General features: G+C 62.2%; 15 protein-coding genes and 1 tRNA gene. 9 read left to right on the forward strand and 7 right to left on the reverse strand.

Translation table 11 applies throughout. From position 1 onward, the window contains the following. Positions 1–2 precede the first annotated feature (2 nt). From ACVWWD_RS16455 to bglA, 3 genes are read left to right on the forward strand one after another with little or no spacing between them, the layout of a single operon-like run. Positions 3–1631, forward strand: coding sequence for an alpha-D-glucose phosphate-specific phosphoglucomutase (locus ACVWWD_RS16455; protein ID WP_352551466.1), 1629 nt, complete (start codon positions 3–5; stop codon positions 1629–1631). Between the two features lie 16 nt (positions 1632–1647). Further along, positions 1648–3648, forward strand: a complete 2001-nt coding sequence (gene glgX / locus ACVWWD_RS16460) for a glycogen debranching protein GlgX (protein WP_457103199.1) — start codon at positions 1648–1650, stop codon at positions 3646–3648. Continuing rightward, the gene (gene bglA / locus ACVWWD_RS16465) at positions 3645–5279 is read left to right on the forward strand and encodes a beta-galactosidase BglA (protein ID WP_352551462.1); all 1635 of its coding nucleotides are present in this window, start codon (positions 3645–3647) and stop codon (positions 5277–5279) included. Before glgX ends, bglA begins: the two co-directional genes overlap by 4 nt. Before the next feature lie 28 nt (positions 5280–5307). Here bglA and ACVWWD_RS16470 read toward each other — a convergent pair whose 3' ends face one another. Beyond that, positions 5308–7077 carry a hypothetical protein gene (locus tag ACVWWD_RS16470; protein WP_352551460.1) on the reverse strand — a complete coding sequence of 590 codons (1770 nt, stop codon included), beginning with the start codon at positions 7075–7077 and terminating at the stop codon, positions 5308–5310. Further along, positions 7078–7524: a TadE/TadG family type IV pilus assembly protein gene (locus tag ACVWWD_RS16475; protein WP_352551458.1), complete on the reverse strand. Its 447-nt coding sequence runs from the start codon at positions 7522–7524 to the stop codon at positions 7078–7080. It lies immediately after the preceding gene. Positions 7525–7806: 282 nt separating this feature from the next. Between ACVWWD_RS16475 and ACVWWD_RS16480 the strand changes: the two genes are divergently transcribed. The 4 genes from ACVWWD_RS16480 to ACVWWD_RS16495 all read left to right on the forward strand — a co-directional run bounded on the left by ACVWWD_RS16480 (position 7807) and on the right by ACVWWD_RS16495 (position 13270). Further along, on the forward strand, positions 7807–9399 hold the full coding sequence (locus ACVWWD_RS16480) for a peptide ABC transporter substrate-binding protein (protein WP_023796078.1): 1593 nt from the start codon (positions 7807–7809) through the stop codon (positions 9397–9399). 164 nt (positions 9400–9563) lie between these two features. Continuing rightward, positions 9564–10487 (forward strand): ABC transporter permease subunit, encoded by a 924-nt coding sequence (locus tag ACVWWD_RS16485; RefSeq protein WP_015318681.1) that lies wholly within the window; start codon positions 9564–9566, stop codon positions 10485–10487. Next, positions 10480–11601 (forward strand): ABC transporter permease, encoded by a 1122-nt coding sequence (locus ACVWWD_RS16490; protein ID WP_352551456.1) that lies wholly within the window; start codon positions 10480–10482, stop codon positions 11599–11601. Before ACVWWD_RS16485 ends, ACVWWD_RS16490 begins: the two co-directional genes overlap by 8 nt. Positions 11602–11650: 49 nt before the next feature. Further along, positions 11651–13270: an ABC transporter ATP-binding protein gene (locus ACVWWD_RS16495; RefSeq protein ID WP_352551454.1), complete on the forward strand. Its 1620-nt coding sequence runs from the start codon at positions 11651–11653 to the stop codon at positions 13268–13270. A 39-nt stretch (positions 13271–13309) separates the two neighbouring features. Here ACVWWD_RS16495 and ACVWWD_RS16500 read toward each other — a convergent pair whose 3' ends face one another. The 5 genes from ACVWWD_RS16500 to ACVWWD_RS16520 form a co-directional block, all read right to left on the reverse strand. Continuing rightward, positions 13310–13645, reverse strand: a complete 336-nt coding sequence (locus ACVWWD_RS16500; RefSeq protein ID WP_023771525.1) for a hypothetical protein — start codon at positions 13643–13645, stop codon at positions 13310–13312. 147 nt (positions 13646–13792) lie between these two features. Beyond that, positions 13793–14230: a hypothetical protein gene (locus ACVWWD_RS16505; RefSeq protein ID WP_352551483.1), complete on the reverse strand. Its 438-nt coding sequence runs from the start codon at positions 14228–14230 to the stop codon at positions 13793–13795. 2 nt (positions 14231–14232) lie between these two features. Further along, entirely contained in the window at positions 14233–14448 is a 216-nt protein-coding gene (locus ACVWWD_RS16510) for a hypothetical protein (protein ID WP_023771527.1), read from the reverse strand. Positions 14449–15079: 631 nt separating this feature from the next. Further along, positions 15080–15370, reverse strand: a complete 291-nt coding sequence (locus ACVWWD_RS16515) for a hypothetical protein (RefSeq protein WP_352551452.1) — start codon at positions 15368–15370, stop codon at positions 15080–15082. A gap of 638 nt (positions 15371–16008) precedes the next feature. Continuing rightward, positions 16009–16085 (reverse strand) — tRNA-Pro (locus ACVWWD_RS16520). Positions 16086–16283: 198 nt separating this feature from the next. Between ACVWWD_RS16520 and ACVWWD_RS16525 the strand changes: the two genes are divergently transcribed. Further along, positions 16284–17804: a phosphomannomutase/phosphoglucomutase gene (locus ACVWWD_RS16525; protein WP_457103200.1), complete on the forward strand. Its 1521-nt coding sequence runs from the start codon at positions 16284–16286 to the stop codon at positions 17802–17804. Between the two features lie 10 nt (positions 17805–17814). After that, positions 17815–20049 (forward strand): mannose-1-phosphate guanylyltransferase/mannose-6-phosphate isomerase, encoded by a 2235-nt coding sequence (locus ACVWWD_RS16530; RefSeq protein ID WP_352553867.1) that lies wholly within the window; start codon positions 17815–17817, stop codon positions 20047–20049.

Consider the following 20049-nt stretch of genomic DNA (forward strand, 5'->3'; position numbering starts at 1 on the left):
CCATGACACGCACCGTTCCCACCAAGCCCTATTCCGACCAGAAGCCCGGCACGTCGGGCCTGCGCAAGAAGGTGCCCGTGTTCCAGCAGGAGCACTATGCCGAGAACTTCATCCAGTCGATTTTTGATGCGCTCGACGGGTTCAAGGGCAAGACCCTGGTGATCGGCGGCGACGGCCGTTTCTATAACCGGGAGGTCATTCAGAAGGCCATCGCCATGGCGGCCGCCAATGGCTTCGGCAAGGTGATGGTCGGGCAGGGCGGCATCCTGTCGACGCCGGCGGCCTCGCATGTCATCCGCAAATACAAGACCTTCGGCGGCATCATCCTCTCGGCCAGCCACAATCCCGGCGGCCCGCACGAGGACTTCGGCATCAAGTACAATGCCGGCAATGGCGGCCCGGCGCCGGAAAAGCTGACCGACGCCATCTTTGCCAAGACCAAGACGATTTCGAGCTTCAAGATCGCCGACATCGACCCGATCGACATCGATACGGTCGGAGCAGTCGAGGCTGCCGGCATGACCGTCGAGATCATCGATCCGGTTACCGACTATGCCGAGTTGATGGAGAGCCTGTTCGATTTCGACGCGCTGCGCAAACTGTTCAAGTCGGGCTTCCGGATGCGCTTCGACGCCATGCATGCGGTGACCGGGCCTTACGCCAAGGAAATCCTCGAACACCGCCTCGGCGCACCGAACGGCACCTGCCGCAATTTCAAGCCGCTGCCCGATTTCGGAGGTCATCACCCGGACCCCAACCTGGTCCATGCCAAGCACCTTTATGACGAGATGATGGGTCCGGACGCGCCGGATTTCGGCGCCGCCTCCGATGGCGACGGCGACCGCAACCTGATCATCGGCAAGGGCATTTTCGTCACCCCTTCGGATTCGGTCGCCATGCTCTCCGCCAATGCCCGCCTGGCGCCGGGCTACAAGGATGGGCTGAAAGGCATCGCCCGTTCGATGCCGACCAGTGGCGCGGCCGACCGCGTCGCTCACAAGCTAGGTGCCGGGATTTACGAGACGCCGACCGGCTGGAAGTTCTTCGGCAATCTGCTCGACGCCGGCATGGCGACGATCTGCGGTGAGGAAAGTGCCGGCACCGGCTCAAACCATGTCCGCGAAAAGGACGGTCTGTGGGCGGTGCTCTTGTGGCTCAACATCCTCGCCGCGCGCGGCGAAAGCTGCAAGCAGATCGTCACCGAGCATTGGGAGACCTATGGCCGCAACTACTACTCGCGCCACGATTATGAGGAGGTTGAGAGCGACCGGGCCAATGCGCTGGTCGACGAACTCAGGGCCAAGCTCGGCTCGCTGCCGGGCACCAGCGTGCGCGGCCTGAAGATCGCCAATGCCGATGATTTCGCCTATCACGACCCGGTTGACGGCTCGACCAGCGAGCACCAGGGCATAAGGGTGCTGTTCGAAGGCGGCTCGCGCGTGGTCTTTCGGCTTTCGGGCACCGGTACGTCTGGCGCGACCTTGCGCGTCTATATCGAGCGCTACGAGCCCGACAAGTCCAGGCACGACCTCGACACGCAGGAGGCGCTCGCCGACCTGATTTCGGCGGCCGACGACATTGCCGGGATCAAGAGCCACACCGGGCGCAACAAGCCGAGCGTCATTACTTGAGGGCGATGGAGCGCTCTTGACCCAGCTCGGCGCCACCATCACCAGCGAAGGCATCCGCTTCGCCGCATGGTCCTCGTCGGCGAGACGGCTCTGGGTTTCGATCTTTGACGAGCAGGGAAACCGCGAACTCGATCGTCTCGAGCTGGCGTGGGACGGCAACGGCGTGCATTCACTCTTTGTCTCCGGCTTGGCCGCGGGCGCGCGCTATGGCCTGCGCGCCGATGGCGACTATGCGCCCGAGCGGGGGCTGTGGTTCGACCCCGACAAGTTGCTCACCGATCCCTACGCCGTCGAAATCGACCGGGCCTACGCCTATCACTGGCGGCTCGCCGCGCGGCGCAATGAGGGCGCCGACACCGCGTCTCTGATGCCCAAGACCGTGACCAGGGCCTTGCCCACGGCTCCACCGACCCTGCCGCCGCTGTTTCGCCCGGGCGGCCTGATCTACGAACTGAACGTCCGCGCCTTCACCAAGCTGCATCCGGATGTACCGCAAGAAAAGCGCGGTACGATCGCTGCTCTTGCCCATCCAGCCATCATCGAGCATCTGCAAAGGCTCGGCGTCTCCGCCGTGGAACTGATGCCGATCACGGCCTCCATCGACGAGCGGCATCTGCCGCCGCTCGGGCTGAGCAACGCCTGGGGCTATAATCCCGTGACCTTCATGGCGCTCGACCCGCGCCTCGCGCCCGGCGGCCTGACGGAATTGCAGGGCACTGTCGCCGCGTTGCGCCGGGCCGGCATCGGCACCATTCTCGACCTCGTCTTCAACCACACCGGCGAAAGCGACAGGCTGGGGCCGACGCTCTCGCTGCGCGGCCTCGACAATAACGCCTACTATCGGCACCGGCCGGATGGCGGACTGGTCAATGACACGGGCACCGGCAATACGATCGCTTGCGACCATCCGGCGATGCGGGAAATGGTGCTCGACACACTTCGTCACTTCGTTCGCCAGGCCGGCGTCGATGGCTTCCGTTTCGATCTGGCTCCGGTGTTGGGTCGGGTCGACGGTGCCTTCGATCCGGAAGCGCCGCTGCTCCAGGCCATCACCCATGATCCGGTGCTTTACGACCGCGTGCTGATCGCCGAGCCTTGGGACATCGGGGCAAACGGCTATCAACTCGGCAATTTCCGGCCGCCATTCCTTGAGTGGAACGACCGCTATCGCGACGACGTCAGACGCTTCTGGCGCGGCGATGCCGGCATGGTCGGTGCTCTCGCAACGCGCCTTGCCGGTTCGTCCGACGTGTTCAACAGGGCAGGGGAGCCGGCAAGCCGCGGCGTGAATTTTATCGCAGCCCATGACGGCATGACGCTAGCTGACATCGTCGCTTATGAGCGCAAGCACAACGCGGCCAATGGCGAGCAGGACCGCGACGGCCATAACGAGAACCTGTCCTGGAACAACGGCGTCGAAGGCGAGACGGACGACGCGGCGATCGTCACGGCCCGTTTCGAAGACCAGCGCGCTCTGCTCGCCACGTTGTTCGCCTCGCACGGCACCATCATGCTGACCGCAGGCGATGAATTCGGTCGCACCCAGAAGGGCAACAACAATGCCTACGCACAAGACAACCCCACTACCTGGCTTGATTGGACAGGCCGCGATCAGGCGCTGGAGCGTTACGCATGGGCGCTCGGAGCCCTTCGCCAGGCGGTGCCCGCATTGTCGGACACGCGTTTCCTGACCGGAGAACCGATTGAGGCTTCAGGCGTTCCCGACGTCGCTTGGCTGACCGAGACCGGTGAGCTGCTCGACGCGACCGATTGGAACGACACGAGCCGGCATCGCCTCGTCATGCTGTTTGGCGGCGAGGACAACCGGCTTGCCGTTCTGATCAATGGCGACCGTCGCCAATGCGTCTTCACCTTACCGGCGCGGGAAGGTTTTCGATGGCATCCGGCGATCGAAACGCAGGCAACCGACCTTGCGCGCCCACTGCCGGGGCGCAGCGTCAATTTCATGATCGAGAGCCGAGCCGGAGACGGTGGTGCCAGGAAGGGTTCGCGATGACCGGCGAGAGTTTGGGACAGGGAGCCGAATGGTGGCGCGGCTGCGTCATCTATCAGGTCTATCCGCGCTCTTTTCAGGATACTACCGGTGATGGAAGCGGCGATCTCGGCGGCATTACGTCGAGGCTCGCTTATATCGCCTCGCTCGGCGTCGACGCTGTCTGGCTGTCGCCCTTTTTCAAGTCGCCGATGGCCGACATGGGCTATGATGTGTCGGATTATCGCGACGTCGACCCGATGTTTGGAACATTGGCCGATTTTGATGCGCTGATGGCCGAAGCCCACCGGCTCGGCCTGAAAATCATCATCGACCAGGTGCTGTCGCATTCATCCGACAAGCATGAATGGTTCATCGAAAGCCGCGCCAGCCGCGATAATGCCAAGGCCGACTGGTACGTCTGGGCCGATGCGAAGCCCGACGGCGGCGCGCCCAACAATTGGCTATCGGTCTTCGGGGGACCGTCCTGGGAATGGGACGCGACCCGCCGCCAATATTACATGCACAATTTCCTCGCCTCGCAGCCAGACCTCAATTTCCACAACCCGGAAGTCCAGGATGCGTTGCTGGACACAGTGCGGTTCTGGCTCGATCGCGGTGTCGACGGCTTCCGGCTCGACACGGTCAATTACTATGTCCACGACCGCTGGCTGCGCGGCAATCCGCCCTTGGCGTCGAGCGTCGCCGGCACCAACACAGAGACCAACACATACCTCTATCAGGAGCATCTGTTCGACAAGACGCAGCCCGAAAACCTGGCGTTCCTACGGCGCTTCCGCGCGTTGCTCGACGAATATAGCGACCGCGCCGCCGTCGGCGAAATCGGCGACGAGGGTCGCTCGCTGCAGACGCTTGCCGCCTACACCTCCGGCGGCGACAAGCTTCAGATGAGCTACACTTTCGACCTGCTGGGTTCGCAGTTTTCGGCGGCGCATGTGCGCGGCTGCGTCAAGGCCTTCGAAAGCGCGGTGGCCGACGGCTGGGTTTGCTGGGCGTTTTCCAACCATGACGTGGTGCGCCATGTCAGCCGCTGGATGCGGCCTGGTGGCGATCCCGATCTTGTGGCCAAATTCTCGATCATGCTGCTCGCCTGCCTCCGCGGCTCGATCTGCCTCTATCAGGGCGAGGAACTCGGCCTTGAAGAGGCGGAGCTTGCCTACGAGGATCTGCGCGATCCGGTCGGCATCCGCTTCTGGCCAGGCGTGAAGGGCAGGGATGGTTGCCGCACGCCGATGGTCTGGGAGACCGAGGCCGACAATGCGGGCTTCTCCATAGCAAAACCCTGGCTGCCTGTGCCGGCAAGCCATCGCGCCCGCGCGGTCGATATGCAGAACGGCGAAGAGCAATCTGTGCTGTCGGCCTACCGCTCGGCGCTTGCCTTGCGCAAACAGCATCCGGCGCTGGTCGGCGGCTCGATCCGCTTTCTCGATACCGAGGGCGACGTGCTCGCCTTCATTCGCGAAGGTGGCGAGGAGCGGTTGCTCTGTGTCTTCAATTTCGCTGAGGAGCCGGCGACCTGGCCGTTGGTGGTTGATATCGGACCCGTCACGGCTGTCTTCGGCGGGACCGCTTCTATCGAGGGAAACACCCTCTCGCTGCCAACTCTCGGCTGCTTTCTCGGTCGGCTCGACTGATTGGCACTTCGGTCGTGGCTAGGCCGTCCTACTGAACGAGCACCGCTCGGCCGCAGGTCGCGCCGGTGACGCGCACGTCGGCCTGGCCGACGCCCACGCCCAAGGCCGACAGCACATTGTAGAGCAGGTCGTCGACGGGCGCGGTTACAGTGTTGAGCAGTGCCACCACTGCTGGTTTGACAGTTCCGAGCAGGGCGGTCACATCGATCCCAAGGCCAAGCAGATTGGCCGAAAGCGACAGATTGTTGACCAGTGACGTGGTGAGCGACTGCGAGATGTTTCGTGTCGAAACCGTCTTCACCGTCTTGTTGGCGATGTCGGTCGCGTTGAAGGTCAGGGTCTGCGGACTGTTGTTGGTGATTGCCGTCGCGGCCGAACCCATCACCTGGATCAACGGGATATTGATCAGCAGGAGCCTGAGGCTCACATCGGCGATGTCTGCATCCGTGAAGGTCTGCGGCTGGCTGAAGTCGGCGAAGCCGGAGGAATTGTTGCTGTTGGCCAGGTTAAGCTGGGCAACGCCCGGATGCGCGGCGATGGAAACGCTGATGCTGGAAGGCCCTGTCGGACAGGTTATGTCGGTCAGTTTGGCCTCGGCATAGGCGACTTCCACATTGAGCGGCAGGTTAACAGCGAGCAGGCTGATGCCGCCGGCGAGGCCCGGCGTGCCGATACCGACGGAGGCCGTCAGTTTGATGCGCGTCTGAGCGGTCCGCACGACGGTGCCGATACCATCGATCGCCAGCCAGGGCGAGGACTGCATCGGCTCGCCGATGGCGATGCTGAGTTTGGTGGAGAGCAGCCCCGGGATGGTGGCGCCGAGATCGATCGCGGCCTGGTTGGTACCGTTGGCGAGCACGGCGGCTGCCGTCAGCATGCCCATGGCGCTTGCGTCTACCCCGAGCCCGGACGGCTGTTGCCCGAGGCCCAGGCTGCCGACCGAACCAAGGTCGACAAGGCTGCTGAGCGGGATCTTGGCGGTGCTGGTCGATTTGGAGGCGATGGTCTGCAGGGCGACCTTGGCCGTATTGCCGAGGCCGGGAACATTGGCCATGGCGGTAGCGATCTGGCCGACCGTCGCCTTCGATGCCAGAACGTCGGAATAGGTTCCGGCCGTGATGTTCAGTTGCGTGGCGAGCGCACTGATGAAGGAAAGCACGCTCACATCCGCCGAGACCAGCCCGTTGTAATCCATGACGCTGAGCGAGATGTTGCCGCCGAGAAGTCCGCTCAAAAGTGCGTTGAGGATGCCGCCGTTGACGCTGAGCAACCGCGATCCGACCGAGAACGTCGCCAGCGGCGTCATGCTGGCCGTGGCCTGGGTGCCGATGACGGGAGTGGGGATCAACGAACTTGCGAAATAGCGGTTCGGAATCTTTGCCAAAGTGACGCGGACGGCGTTGTAAGGCGTCACACCCGCCTGGAAGCGCTGGGTGACATTGGTGGTCGATGAGGCATATCGGCCCTGCGTGACCGTCACCACCGTTTTGCCGGCGGCCGGGGCAATGGTCTGGCCCGAAGCTTGAACGACGACGCCCGGCATGCCGTTGTCGGTTAGCGTGGTGACGACCGCGGTGTTGACGTTGTTGATGTTCGAGGCGGCGGTAATCGCCGCCAGATCGACCATCGCCTGGGCTTCCCGGCGCTCGTTGTAGATGGACGCTTCGTCAATGGCCACCGCTGCCAGCGCCAATGCAACCGGCGCGCTCAATGCGGTCATGACGGCGAAGTTCGCCTTCCTGTCTCCCATCATCGACCGTGCAAGCCGACCGATACCCTTGCCCGCCCGCCGCAGCATTCAGATACCCCCGACCCTGATCGTCGACTGACGCTTGATGGTCGTCCCTGGCATCGCTATGCCAGGGAACAGATTCCAGATCGGCAGGTTGCGGGCATCGTAGGAGATGGACACCACGAACTGGCTCCCGTCGGCGACGCTGTCATTGGCCTGGTAGGTCAGTTTGCTGGCGTCCACGAAGGGGTAGCCGCCGGCATTGTTGGTGAGATAGCTGGCCACGAGCGTCCGCCGCTCGGTCTGGTTCACCCCGGCGATGGCCGTCCGGGCAGCGTCGGCTGCAATTTGCTGGATCGAATTGGCGGCGCCAAAATAGATGCCGTATGCAACCATTCCGAGCAGAAGAAGGACGAAAAGCGGTGACAGCAAGGCGAACTCGACCGCTGATGTTGCCGAATTGTCTGATCGGAACTGGCGCCTTCGAGCCTTGGAAATGAGGTTGTGGACCATAGCACCAGCATGCCCAAGTTCGCATGCAGAAAGCGAAAACTCTGGGCACAACCAAAGGGTGCGGTCGATTGAAAACGAATCTCTAATTTAGCCGTTGCTTTCTCGGCAATGGGATTGACTTAGGGTCAATCAGTACTCGGTTGAAAAGAGCTTACCTCCTGTCTAGTCTCCTGCCACCAGCCGCCGGAGGGAACCGACGGCACGCCCGAAGGAGCCAGACATCGGCTCCGGGGCGTCAACACGTAAAGGCGCGCCGATGGCAGCGCCGACAGGGAGAACTTCATGCTGAAAAATATGCTGAAGGCGACGGTATTCGCCACCACCATGGCTGTAACCGCCGGCGCATTCTACACGCCGGCTTTCGCGGAGACCGTCTATAACAGGGGCACCGCCGCTGAATCGGAATCGGTCGATCCGCACAAGACCTCTACGGTCTACGAAGCCAATGTGCTGCGTGATCTGTTCCAGGGATTGGTCATGCAGGACGAGAAGGCGAAGCTTATTCCGGGCGCCGCCGAAAGCTGGACGGTATCGGATGACGGCACCGTCTACACCTTCAAGCTGCGCAAGGACGGCATGTGGTCGGACGGCAGCCCGGTGACGGCGGACGACTTCGTCTATGCCTTCCACAGGCTGGAAGATCCGGCGACCGGGGCCGAATACGCCTCGATGCTGTATCCGGTGAAGGGCGCGGAGGACGTCAACACCAAGAAGGGCAAGCCCGAGGACATGGGTGTCAAGGCGATCGACGCCGGCACCCTGGAGGTGACGCTGAAGGCGCCGACGCCCTACTTCCTGGAGATGCTGACCCATCAGGCGACCTATCCGGTGAGCAAGGCCTCGATTGAAAAGCTTGGCGCCGACTGGATCAAGCCGGGCAATCTGGTTTCGAACGGCGCCTATACGCTGGCCGAATGGGTTCCCAACGACCACATGAAACTGGTCAAGAATCCCAAATTCTGGGACGCCGGGTCCGTCAAGTTCGACGTCGTCAACTACATTCCGACCGAGGATCGTTCATCGGCGATGAAGCGCTTCGAGGCCGGCGAACTCGACAGCTATGACGATCTGCCGACCGAACAGCTCGCCGACCTCAAGACCAAGTTCGGCGACCAGATCCATGTCGGGCCGTATCTCGGCACCTACTATTATGCCATCAAGACCGACAAGGCGCCCTGGAACAACCCTGAACTGCGCAATGCCATCTCGATGGCGATCGACCGTGATTTCATCGCCGAAAAGGTCTGGCAGAATTCGATGCTGCCCGGCTATTCGATGGTGCCCCCCGGCATCGAGGGCTACACGCCCGCAATGGCCAAATATGCCGACATGCCGCAGATCGACCGCGAGGACGCGGCCAAGAAGATCCTCGAGAAGCTTGGCTACACCCCCGAACATCCGCTGAAGATGGAAATCCGCTACAACACCTCGGAAAACCACAAGAACACGGCAGTGGCGATCCAGGAACAATTGAAGCCGCTTGGCGTCGACGTCACGCTGCTCAACACCGACACCAAGACCCACTACTCCTTCCTCGAGCAGAAGGGCGACTATGACGTGGCGCGTGCCGCCTGGATTGCCGACTACAAGGATCCAGAGACCTTCCTCGGCATCACACGCAAGGCCAGCGGCAACAACTATTCCAACTACAACAGCCCGCAATACGAAGCGGCAATGGACAAGGCCGCGGCCGCCGGCGGCAAGCCCGAAGAGCGCATGAAGGACCTCTCAGCGGCCGAGCGCATCCTCATCGACGATGTCGGCCAGATCCCGCTTCTCTACTACAGCTACCACGACATCGTTTCCTCGAAGCTGCATGGCTTCGTCGACAATGTGATGGACGTGCATCCGTCGCGCTTCGTCAGCAAGGACTGATCCCTGGCCAAGCCGCCGCGCAACTGATGCGCGGCGGCGCTGGTTTGCCATCGCATCGGCCCGGGAAGCGGAAATCGATTTTCAGAACATCCGGTGCGAAGATTCGAAGGCTGGAGCGCAATCGCCCGAGTGGACGGGCATGCTCCGGATCAAGCGGGGCACCGATGCTGCGATACGTATTCCGGCGGCTTTTGACCGCCATCCCGACGCTGTTCGTCATCGTGACGATGGCGTTCTTCCTGATGCGCGTCGCGCCAGGCGGTCCATTCAACCAGGAGCGGGGGCTGAGCCCTGAGATCAAGGCCAACTTGGAAGCCCAGTTCGGCCTCAACGACCCGCTCTGGCTGCAATATGTCCATTATCTCGGCAATCTGCTGCGTGGCAATTTCGGCCCGAGCTACAACATGCCGGATTTCACAGTCACCGAACTGTTTGCCAAGGGCCTGCCCATTTCCGTTCAGCTCGGCGCCTCGGCGCTGATCCTGGCGCTGCTGCTCGGCAGCGTGCTCGGCACCATTGCCGCGCTCAACCAGAACAAGCTTGGCGACTATACCGTGATCGCCTTGGCGACAGCCGGCAGCACCATCCCGACCTTCGTCATCGCGCCGGTGATCCAGCTTGTCTTCGGGCTGACCTGGAGGCTGTTGCCGATCGGCGGCTGGGGCGATGGCGCCTTCATCAACAAGGTCGGCCCGGTGCTGACACTTGCCTTGCCGCAAATCGCCATCGTTGCCCGGCTGATGCGCGGCTCGATGATCGAATCGCTGCGATCCCATCATATCCGAACGGCGCGCGCGCTCGGCCTTTCCGACTGGTCGGTGGTGGTCAAGCACGCGCTGCGCGGCGCTATCCTGCCGATCGTCTCCTTCACCGGCCCGGCGGCGGCGGCACTGCTGACCGGCTCGGTCATCGTCGAGACGATCTTCTCTATTCCCGGCGTCGGCCGCTATTTCGTCGATGCCGCGCTCAACCGCGATTATACGCTGGTGATGGGAACGGTGGTGGTGATCGCCATTTTTACCATCGTCTTCAACCTGATCGTCGACGTCATGTACGCGGTCGTCGACCCGAGGGTGCGCTATGACTGACATCGCAGCCACGGGCCCCGCAATCGTTGGTCGCTCGCTTTGGGGCGATGCCTGGGCGCGCCTCAAGGCAAACCGCGCCGCCATGTTCAGCCTCTACTACCTCGCCCTAATTGGGGTCATCAGCGTCTTTGGCCCGTGGTTCGTGCCGCATCAATACACGACCATCTACGCCGATTATGTGCGCATGCCGCCAAGCCTCTCGGCCTATCCGAAACCCGATATGATCGAGACGGCACTTACCGAAGCGATCAAACGCATGCGGGTCGAGATCAAGGACTGGCACCAGGAGCGGAGCCAGGTCTTCGTCACGGTCAAGTCGACCAAGCCGATCGACGACCGCAACATCCGCTACCTCGATCGCTCCGATGCCTTCGACGACACCAAGATCGAAAACAAGTCGTCCGACGGCCTCGAAGTGACGATGAGCGCGTCGGTCAAGCAGCAGTATTTCCTGTTCGGCACCGACAATACCGGCCGCGATCTTCTCTCCCGCACGCTGATGGCGGGGCGCATATCGCTGGCCATCGGTCTGCTTGCCGGTGTCGTGGCGGTGGTGATCGGCGTGATCTACGGCGCCGCCGCCGGCTTTTCCGGCGGCAAGGTCGATGAAGTGATGATGCGCATCGTCGACGTGCTCTATTCCTTGCCGTTCATCTTCTTCGTCATCATGCTGGTGGTGTTCTTCGGCCGCAACTTCGTGCTGATGTTCCTGGCGGTCGGTGCCGTGCTGTGGCTCGACATGGCGCGCATCGTGCGCGGCCAGGCGCTGTCGATTCGCCGGCAGGAATATGTCCAGGCGGCGGAAGCCATGGGCATTGGCCAGGGTGGCATCCTGATCCGCCATGTCATCCCGAACCTGCTTGGCCCGGTGGTGATCTACATGACGCTGCTGGTGCCGCAGGTCATCATCCTGGAGAGCTTCCTGTCGTTCCTCGGGCTCGGCATCCAGGAGCCGATGACCAGCTGGGGCGTGCTGATCTCGGTCGGCGCCAAGAACATCGGCACCGCCAACTGGCTGCTCCTGTTTCCCGCCTTCTTTCTGGTCTCGACGCTGTTCGCCTTGAATTTCGTCGGCGATGGCCTGCGCGACGCGCTCGACCCAAGGGATCGATAAAGATGGGGATCGATAAAGATGGGGATCGATAAAGATGGGGACCGCTGAAATGGCTGCTTCCGAAACGATCCTCAGCGTCAAGGACCTGCGCGTCCGCTTCCGCACGCTCGACGGTGCGGTCGAAGCGGTCAAGGGCATCAACATCCACGTCAACGCGGGCGAAACGGTTGCCGTGGTCGGCGAGTCCGGCTCCGGCAAGAGCCAGACGATGATGGCGGCGATGAGCCTGCTGGCCTCCAATGGCGAAGCGTCAGGCCATGTCGACTATCGCGGCCGCAACCTGCTGACCCTGAGCAAGTCCGAGCTGAACAAGGTCCGCGGCCGCAAGATCAGCATGATCTTCCAGGAGCCGATGACTTCGCTCGATCCGCTCTATTCGATCGGCAACCAGCTGATCGAGCCGATCCGGCGGCATCGCGGCCTGCGTGCCGCCGCAGCGCATGAAGAGGCGCTCAAGCTGCTGCGGCTCGTGCATATTCCCGATCCGGAACGGCGGATGAAATCCTATCCGCACGAAATGTCCGGCGGCCAGCGCCAGCGCGTGATGATCGCGATGGCGCTCGCCAATGACCCCGACATCCTGATCGCCGACGAGCCGACGACGGCGCTTGACGTGACCATCCAGGCGCAGATCCTGATGCTTTTGGCCGAACTGCAGCGCAAGCTCGGCATGGCGATCGTCTTCATCACCCATGACCTCGGTATCGTCCGGCGCTTTGCCGACCGTGTCTATGTCATGCGCCAGGGCGAGGTGGTCGAGGAAGGCGAGGCGGAAGCCATTTTTGCCAATCCACGGCACGCCTATACCAAAATGCTGCTGGCGGCTGAGCCGACAGGAACCAAGTCGCCGCCGCCAGCCGATGCGCCGGTGGTGCTCGAAGGTAGGAATGTCGAAGTCACATTCAGGATCGGCGGTGGGTTTCTGGCCGGCGAACCGCTGATGCTGCGGGCCGTCGATCACATCTCGATCCGGCTGCAGCGCAACCAGACCATCGGCATTGTCGGCGAATCCGGCTCGGGCAAGTCGACGCTCGGCCGCGCCTTGCTGCGGTTGCTGCCAAGCGATGGGCTCATTCGGTTCGGCGATCGCGATATCTCCACTGCCGACCGGCGGCAGATGCGGCCGCTGCGGCGCCAGATGCAACTCGTCTTCCAGGACCCGTTCGGCTCGCTGTCGCCGCGCATGACCGTCGGTCAGGTCGTCACCGAAGGGCTGCTGGTGCATGAGCCCAACCTTTCAGGAAAGCAGCGCGACCAGCGCGCGGTCGAGGCCCTGCGCGAGGTCGGCCTCGACCCCAATGCACGCAACCGGTACCCGCACGAATTTTCCGGCGGACAAAGGCAGCGCATCGCCATTGCCCGCGCCATGATTCTGAAGCCGAAGATGGTCGTGCTGGACGAGCCGACATCGGCGCTTGACCGCTCGGTGCAGAAACAGATCGTCGAACTGCTGCGCAAGCTGCAGGCCGACCACGAACTGTCCTATCTCTTCATCAGCCACGATCTGTCGGTCGTGCGCGCCTTGGCCGACTACATCATCGTGATGAAGCAAGGCAAGATCGTCGAAGAGGGGCCGACGGAAGAGATATTCAGCAATCCACGGGCGCCTTATACGCAGACGCTGATGAACGCCGCGATCGACGTCACTCGGTTTCGACTGAGCGCGTAAAGCGCCGGTAGGGGCAATTATCGCGGCGTCTTCTGTCGCTCAGCTCGCGCACTTGCGTGCGCGCACAGCGACAATGGCATCCTGCTGTTGCTTCAGCCGGTCGATCCTGGCCGTTTCACGGTTGGCGACCGCGGTCTTGACGCGCGATCCGCCCAGCAGCCAGCGCGGCACGCTGGTGTTGGCGACCTTGCCTCGGGTGATCGCCGTCTGCGAGATGTCGCGCGCGCTACTTCCCAGCGCACTGTTCAGCTCGCTACAGCTTAGGCTCTCGTATTTGGCCGGATCGGCCGTCCTGCCGATCGATGAGCATCCGGCAGCCAGGAAGGCCACAGCCAGAAGAGCGGGTGCCGACCTTGTCCTTGAAATCAAACTCATGCGCGCGTCCGGCCCGGCCGTTTTTGCCGCCTCCCTGATCTTCATCGATCAACCTAGCGCTGATACCCATTTCGTCAAAGTTTCACCGGCCGGCCAGTGCTCGCGTTCTGCACTTGGCTATCGGCCCGCTTATCGCTGTCGGAATTTTTACGCTGCTTGGGCGGCCAATTCGGTCATGGAGCAACCACCGCCGAGCACAATCTGGGCAATGTCGGCCGCATTGTCGTCTACATGCGCCGTCACCAGCACAATCCCCTCGCCGATACTTAGCCGCTCGGGTGTTCTGGTGGCCGCGACCATGGCTCCGAGTAATCCGCCGAGGCCGCCGCAGAACACGCTGACCAGGGCTATTGCCGACAGGCCGGTCGAGAAAAGGTTGATGTCGTAAACAGCGACGGCGCCGAGGCACGCCAACAGCCCGGCGGCAGCGGCCAGCATGACACCCGGGGACCTCAGGACATCGATTTCGTCACGATAGGGCCCGATAATGGCGATCTGTACGCGCGGGACCCCGGCCGCCAACAGGTCCCCGGCGATCCGCGCCGCTTCGGCATGGGATTCGAAAAGCTTACTGATTGTTGGCATGGTCACTCGGACGTTGCGTCCGTCAGCGTGTCGGTAACGAACGATGCGGCGATCAGATCGTCGCCGTCGATGCGGCCTCGGCCGCCTTCGATCACGGCCGCTACTTTTTGGAAGGTCTTCATTTCACCCTCGGTGATCTGAGCGTGTTGCATTCTGGTTTTGAGGCTATCTATGCGCATCCCCAATACATGGGATGTTACAGTCTCATGGTTCGACATTGTGGTGCTCATCCGTTCCCGCTTCGCTTGGTTTTCCGCGCCCGAACTCGAACTTGGTTTTCCGCGCCCGAACTCGAACTTGGGCCAAGTGGAAACGTTCCCGGCGCAGGGCTTCGGTCGGGTGGATGTCGGACCTAAGTCTGAGCCTAGAACGCATTGGTCTTGCCAAGCCTGCCGGCCGGAACAGCCGCTCTTTATCACCGTTGTCTGATTGCAAATTACGGGAGAAGTTTGATGGAAAAGAGTGTTGGTCAGGCGCGCTGGTTGCTCGCACCGATTTTCGCGGTGGCCATCACCTTCATGGTGGCTGGAATAGTCCTCAGCTAATCCCTTAGCACATTGGCTCAGCCAAGTTCCTTCGTAGGTCGATAGGCTTCGTCCGTCGCATGCAAGTGCAAGCGAGCATGGATTCGCCGAACCCTCAAGTCTTGGTGGCCAGTTCACTTCACCGAGCAGAATTCTCGCGACTTGCTTCCGAGTGGTGTGAGATATTCGGGGTTGAAACGATCCGCTTCGCATGGCTGTATTTCAGGCGAGAACTCGAAGCCATTTGCATGAAACGCGCCGCGCAGCGTGCTGGGCAAAGTCACCTGGTGGCCGGGCTCGCGAGAGCCGGGCCACCAGTCAGGCATCAGTAACCGCCGTTTTCCATCACCACCGGATGATGGTGACGGTGGTGGGTGGAGACGGAGCCGGTGACGACGACTGTATTCCGATGGTGATGCCAATGGCGACGGCCATGGTCATAGAACGCTACCCTCCCGTAGTGTCGGTAATGCAGGCGCTGGCCTTCCTCGTTGATGATCCTGACGTTGTGGTGGTGCCGATGGTGGGTCCTGATGACGACGTCAGCCTCGGCTGCCGAAGCCAAAGCGGGCAATCCCATCGAAAGCGCCAAAGCGCACATGATCATTGTTTTCATTGCAAGTTCTCCAACTGCTTTGATTAGCCCTTCGTTGGATACAACTGCTGTTGATCCCTTTGGTTCCGGTTCCCCGGGACAGCCGGACGCAGCATCGAAGGGCTGGCTATCGCGTCGCCACGATTTGAAAAAGAGGGGCTTGCTTCCGGCCATCTGCGCCGGCGGTGGCAAACACCACTCGCGTTCTGTCACTGCTAGGGAGGAACGCTCTGCCGCAAATGTGAAGACAATTCGCCCACCTGGCGCCAGATCCCGTCAGGCGACGGAACATTAGGCCGGCCTAACAGTTCTTCCCGCAGCAGACATCACGGTTTGGTGTCCGCTGAAGATCAGCAGGCAAAGGCTGATCGGCCCGCGTCCTCCGCCAGAGGCGCGGGCTTCACCGGGCAACAGGAGTGAGATTATGAACAACATTATTTGGCTGGTGGGAGCGGTGGTCGTCGTCATAGCGGTATTGAGCTTTTTCGGCCTCCGCTAGACGCCTGCACACGGTGGCAGGGACTTCGTGGCCCATGCCCCTAAGAGGAACGAATCTCGCGTCCGTTCCCAAGGAACAGGCATGATCTTGGGCAAGGCTCTATCTCTGGTGAATCTCGGGTGGGGCGCCAAGGTCGGGATGCGCTAACATACTGAATTTCTGGTCGGAGTGGCAGGATTTGAACCTGCGACCCCCTCGTCCCGAACGAGGTGCGCTACCAGGCTGCGCTACACTCCGTGACCAGATCGCGGGCTTATAGCCGCCACACTTCGTTCCTGCAAGCGGCAATGGCAGCCCTTCTGTCGCATTTCGTACGCTTTCCGCGGGCATTGCCGGATGGCCCGAATTTCGGTCGGGATAAACGCGGTTTAAAGCCTTGTGTGCTAAGCCGCTGCATTGATGCATCGTATTTCTGCCGCTTGGAGCCCTGCCGTCTTGCCCCTAAAAATCGTCGGCGAAGCTTGGCCAAACAGCTTCGAATTCGAAACCGCGGCGCTGATCAAGGCATCCGGTTTTCGTGAATATGACGCGCGCTGGTGGTTCGGCCATCCCGGTTCGACAGTGCCGCCAGAACTCAATCTGATCGGCGTCCAGGCGCTTGGCATGGGGCTCGGCACGATGATCCGGCGTCTCGGCGTCGGGCCCGACATCGTCACCGGGCATGATTTCCGTTCCTATTCGCTTGGCATCAAGCTGGCGTTGGTTTCGGGGCTGATGGCGGCCGGCGCGCGGGTGAAGGATATCGGTCTGGCGCTGTCGCCGATGGCCTATTTCGCGCAGTTCGCGCTCGATACGCCGTCGGTGGCCATGGTCACGGCCTCGCACAACGAAAATGGCTGGACCGGCGTCAAGATGGGAGCGGCGCGGCCGCTGACCTTCGGCCCCGAGGAGATGAGCGCGCTGAAGGCGATCGTGCTGGCCGGCGATTTCGACCTTGTTGGCGGCGGTTCCTATGATTTCGTTTCCGACTTTCGAGAGACGTATCTCGACGATCTGACCCGAGACAGGCGCATCACACGAAAGCTCAAAGTGGTTGCCGCCTGCGGCAATGGCACTGCTGGCGCCTTTGCACCTGAAGCGCTGGAACGGATCGGCTGCGAAGTGATCCCGCTCGATGTCGAGCTTGATCATACGTTTCCAAACTACAATCCCAATCCGGAAGACATGCAGATGCTGCATGCCATCAGGGACAAGGTGCTTAAGACCGGCGCCGATGTCGGGTTGGGATTCGATGGCGACGGCGACCGCTGCGGTGTCGTCGACAATGAAGGCAACGAGATCTTTGCCGACAAGGTCGGCGTCATGCTGGCGCGGGATATCTCGCGGCTCCATCCCGGTTCGACCTTCGTCGTCGACGTCAAGTCGACCGGACTGTTCAACACCGACGCGGTGCTGCGCGCCAACGGCGCTGTCACCGACTATTGGAAGACCGGCCATTCCTACATCAAGCGCCGGGTTGCCGAACTCGGCGCGGTCGCCGGCTTCGAAAAATCAGGCCACTTCTTCTTCAACCCTCCGATCGGGCGCGGCTATGACGACGGACTGGTCACGGCAATCGCCATCTGTCAGATGCTGGAGCGTAACCCGGCCAGCTCGATGGCCGATCTCTACCGGGGCCTGCCGCTGACCTTCGGCACCCCCACAATGTCCCCGCACTGCGCGGACGAAGTGAAGTATGGCGTGGTCGAGCGGGTGGTCTCCGACTTTCAGGCCATGATGCGCGACGGCGCCACCTTCGCCGGCCAGAAGATATCGGACCTGATCACCGTCAACGGCGTGCGCGTCGTCGCCGAGGACGGCACCTGGGGTCTGGTGCGCGCTTCGTCGAACAAGCCGGAACTGGTCGTGGTCGTCGAAAGTCCGGTCTCGTCCGAGCGTCGCCGGCAGATGTTCGATGCCGTCGACGCCGTTTTGCGCCGCAGTCCGGAAGTCGGCGCTTACAACCAGACTTTTTGACAGGGCATCCATGGGCCAGCGCATCGTCAGTTTTGTCATGAGCGGCGGCGTCGGCTCTCGGTTATGGCCGCTGTCACGCGAAGACAATCCCAAGCAGTTCCACGATCTGTCGGGCGACGGTTCCATGCTGGCCAAGACCTTGCGCCGCCTGACGGCGAGACCGGCTGGCGAGACGCCGATCTTCCTGATCGCTTCGGAGCGTCATGCCGATCGTGTCCATGCCGACTTGGCCGGTCTCGATCTTGCCGGCGGCGGCCCCCTGTTCGAGCCGGCGGGACGCAACACGGCCGCCGCCGTCGCACTGGCCACCCTGCGCACTCTGTCGGAATTCGGCGACAGTCTGGTTCTGGTGGTGCCCTCGGATCATGAAATAGCGACAGCAGGGCAATTCTGGCAAAGTATCGAGGCGGGATCGCAGGCGGCGCGCGCCGGCCGTCTGGTGGTGTTCGGCATCAAACCGACCCAGCCGGAAACCGGCTACGGCTATATCGAGGTATCGGCCGAGAGGGGCGGGGTGTTCGAGGTTTCGCGTTTCGTCGAGAAGCCCGACCTTGCGACGGCCAACGACTATCTCAAGGCGGGAAATTTCTACTGGAACACCGGCATCTTCCTGTTTCGGGCCGGTGCCATGCGCGACGCCTTCAAGACATTCCAGCCCGACATCTGGCACGCTACCGAAGCGGCTTACGAGGCGGCCACAACGGACCTGTCCGGCCTCTATATGCCGCTGGAACTTTACGCGGCGATCCCGTCGAACTCGATCGACTATGCCATCATGGAGCGGGCAAAAGACATAGCCATGGTGCCGGCCGGCTTCCGCTGGAACGATCTCGGCTCCTGGCAATCGCTCCTCGATGTCGGTCCCGCCGACGACCGGGGCAACGTCGTTGTCGGCGATGTCGTCGCCATCGATTGCGAGAATTCCTATATCCGCAGCGATGGCCGCCTGCTGTCGGCGATCGGCATGAAGGACGTTGCCATCGTCTCGACGGCGGATGCCACTTTCGTTGCCCCGGTGAGCCACAGCCAGCACGTCAAGAAGATCGTCGAACAACTGGAAAAATCGGGACGACTGGAAACCAGATTCACGCCGGCGCATGACCGCGTCATCGAAAGTGGCGCCTGGCGGCGGCGCGTGCATCACTGGCTCTTCCAGGAGACCTTGCCGTTGTGGTCGACATCAGGAGTCGACGAGCGGCACGGTGGCTTTCACGAGGCGCTGGGTTTCGACACCAACCCGCTTGTCAAGCCCAAGCGCATGCGTACCCAGGCCAGGCAGGTCTATGCCTTCGCGGTTGCCAAGGAGCGCGGTTGGACCGGGCCGGCCGACCGGCTGATCGCGCATGGCATCGACTTCATGGCGGGGCAGGGCCGCACCGAACGAGGCGGTTGGGTGCGCACGCTGAATGTCGATGGCTCCGTCGCCGATCCGGTCGAGGACGCCTACGATCATTCCTGCATTCTGCTGGCGTTGGCGCATGCGCATATGTCGGGCAATGCCGATGCCTTGCGGCTCGGCGAAGAGACCTTCGCCTTCCTTGACGCGCATCTGGAGGACAGCCGCATGACCGGCTTCCTCGACACCTCGGACGGAGCGGGCGAGCGACGCTCCAACCCGCACATGCATCTGCTCGAAGCTTTCCTGGCCTGGCACCAGGCAACCGGTGAGCGTGCGCATCTGCGTCGCGCGGCGCGCATCATCGAGCTCTTCCGCAGCCATTTCTTCGACGCTGAGAGCTGGACACTCGGCGAGTATTTCGATGCAGAATGGAAACCGGTACCGGGAGAGAAGGGGACCTGGACCGAACCTGGCCATCACTTCGAATGGGCATCGCTGCTGGTCGATTTCGCCGGCCGCAGCGGCCAGGCCGAACTGAGCGTCTTTGCCCGAAAACTCTACGCCTCGGCAGTCGCCAATGGCCTCAATCGGGCCACTGGCCTTGCCTATGGCGCAGTCTCGCGGCAAGGACTGCCGCTCGACCTGATCTCGCGCAGCTGGCCGCAGGCCGAGGCGCTCAAGGCGGCGATCGCGCTGGATGGCTCGGGCGGTCCCGATCTGAAGCCGGAGATCGAGGCGAGGGTCGGCCGGCTGTTCCGCTGGCACGTCGACCCGGCGCCGCTCGGCCTGTGGATCGATCGCATCGACGAACGCGGCCGCTCGCTGGCAACCGACGTGCCGGCGAGCATCTTCTACCATCTGGTCTGTGCGCTGACGCAGTATCTGGATGGAACGGCGGAGAAGTAG

This window comes from Mesorhizobium sp. URHB0026 (assembly GCF_054059755.1).

Bases quoted from the DNA above. Each gene is read 5' to 3' on its own strand.
- ACVWWD_RS16455 (WP_352551466.1), top strand. From the start codon at position 3: ATGACACGCACCGTTCCCACCAAGCCCTATTCCGACCAGAAGCCCGGC.
- bglA (WP_352551462.1), top strand. From the start codon at position 3,645: ATGACCGGCGAGAGTTTGGGACAGGGAGCCGAATGGTGGCGCGGCTGC.
- ACVWWD_RS16470 (WP_352551460.1), bottom strand. From the start codon at position 7,077: ATGCTGCGGCGGGCGGGCAAGGGTATCGGTCGGCTTGCACGGTCGATG.
- ACVWWD_RS16475 (WP_352551458.1), bottom strand. From the start codon at position 7,524: ATGGTCCACAACCTCATTTCCAAGGCTCGAAGGCGCCAGTTCCGATCA.
- ACVWWD_RS16480 (WP_023796078.1), top strand. From the start codon at position 7,807: ATGCTGAAAAATATGCTGAAGGCGACGGTATTCGCCACCACCATGGCT.
- ACVWWD_RS16485 (WP_015318681.1), top strand. From the start codon at position 9,564: ATGCTGCGATACGTATTCCGGCGGCTTTTGACCGCCATCCCGACGCTG.
- ACVWWD_RS16490 (WP_352551456.1), top strand. From the start codon at position 10,480: ATGACTGACATCGCAGCCACGGGCCCCGCAATCGTTGGTCGCTCGCTT.
- ACVWWD_RS16495 (WP_352551454.1), top strand. From the start codon at position 11,651: ATGGCTGCTTCCGAAACGATCCTCAGCGTCAAGGACCTGCGCGTCCGC.
- ACVWWD_RS16500 (WP_023771525.1), bottom strand. From the start codon at position 13,645: ATGAGTTTGATTTCAAGGACAAGGTCGGCACCCGCTCTTCTGGCTGTG.
- ACVWWD_RS16505 (WP_352551483.1), bottom strand. From the start codon at position 14,230: ATGCCAACAATCAGTAAGCTTTTCGAATCCCATGCCGAAGCGGCGCGG.
- ACVWWD_RS16510 (WP_023771527.1), bottom strand. From the start codon at position 14,448: ATGTCGAACCATGAGACTGTAACATCCCATGTATTGGGGATGCGCATA.
- ACVWWD_RS16515 (WP_352551452.1), bottom strand. From the start codon at position 15,370: ATGAAAACAATGATCATGTGCGCTTTGGCGCTTTCGATGGGATTGCCC.
- ACVWWD_RS16530 (WP_352553867.1), top strand. From the start codon at position 17,815: ATGGGCCAGCGCATCGTCAGTTTTGTCATGAGCGGCGGCGTCGGCTCT.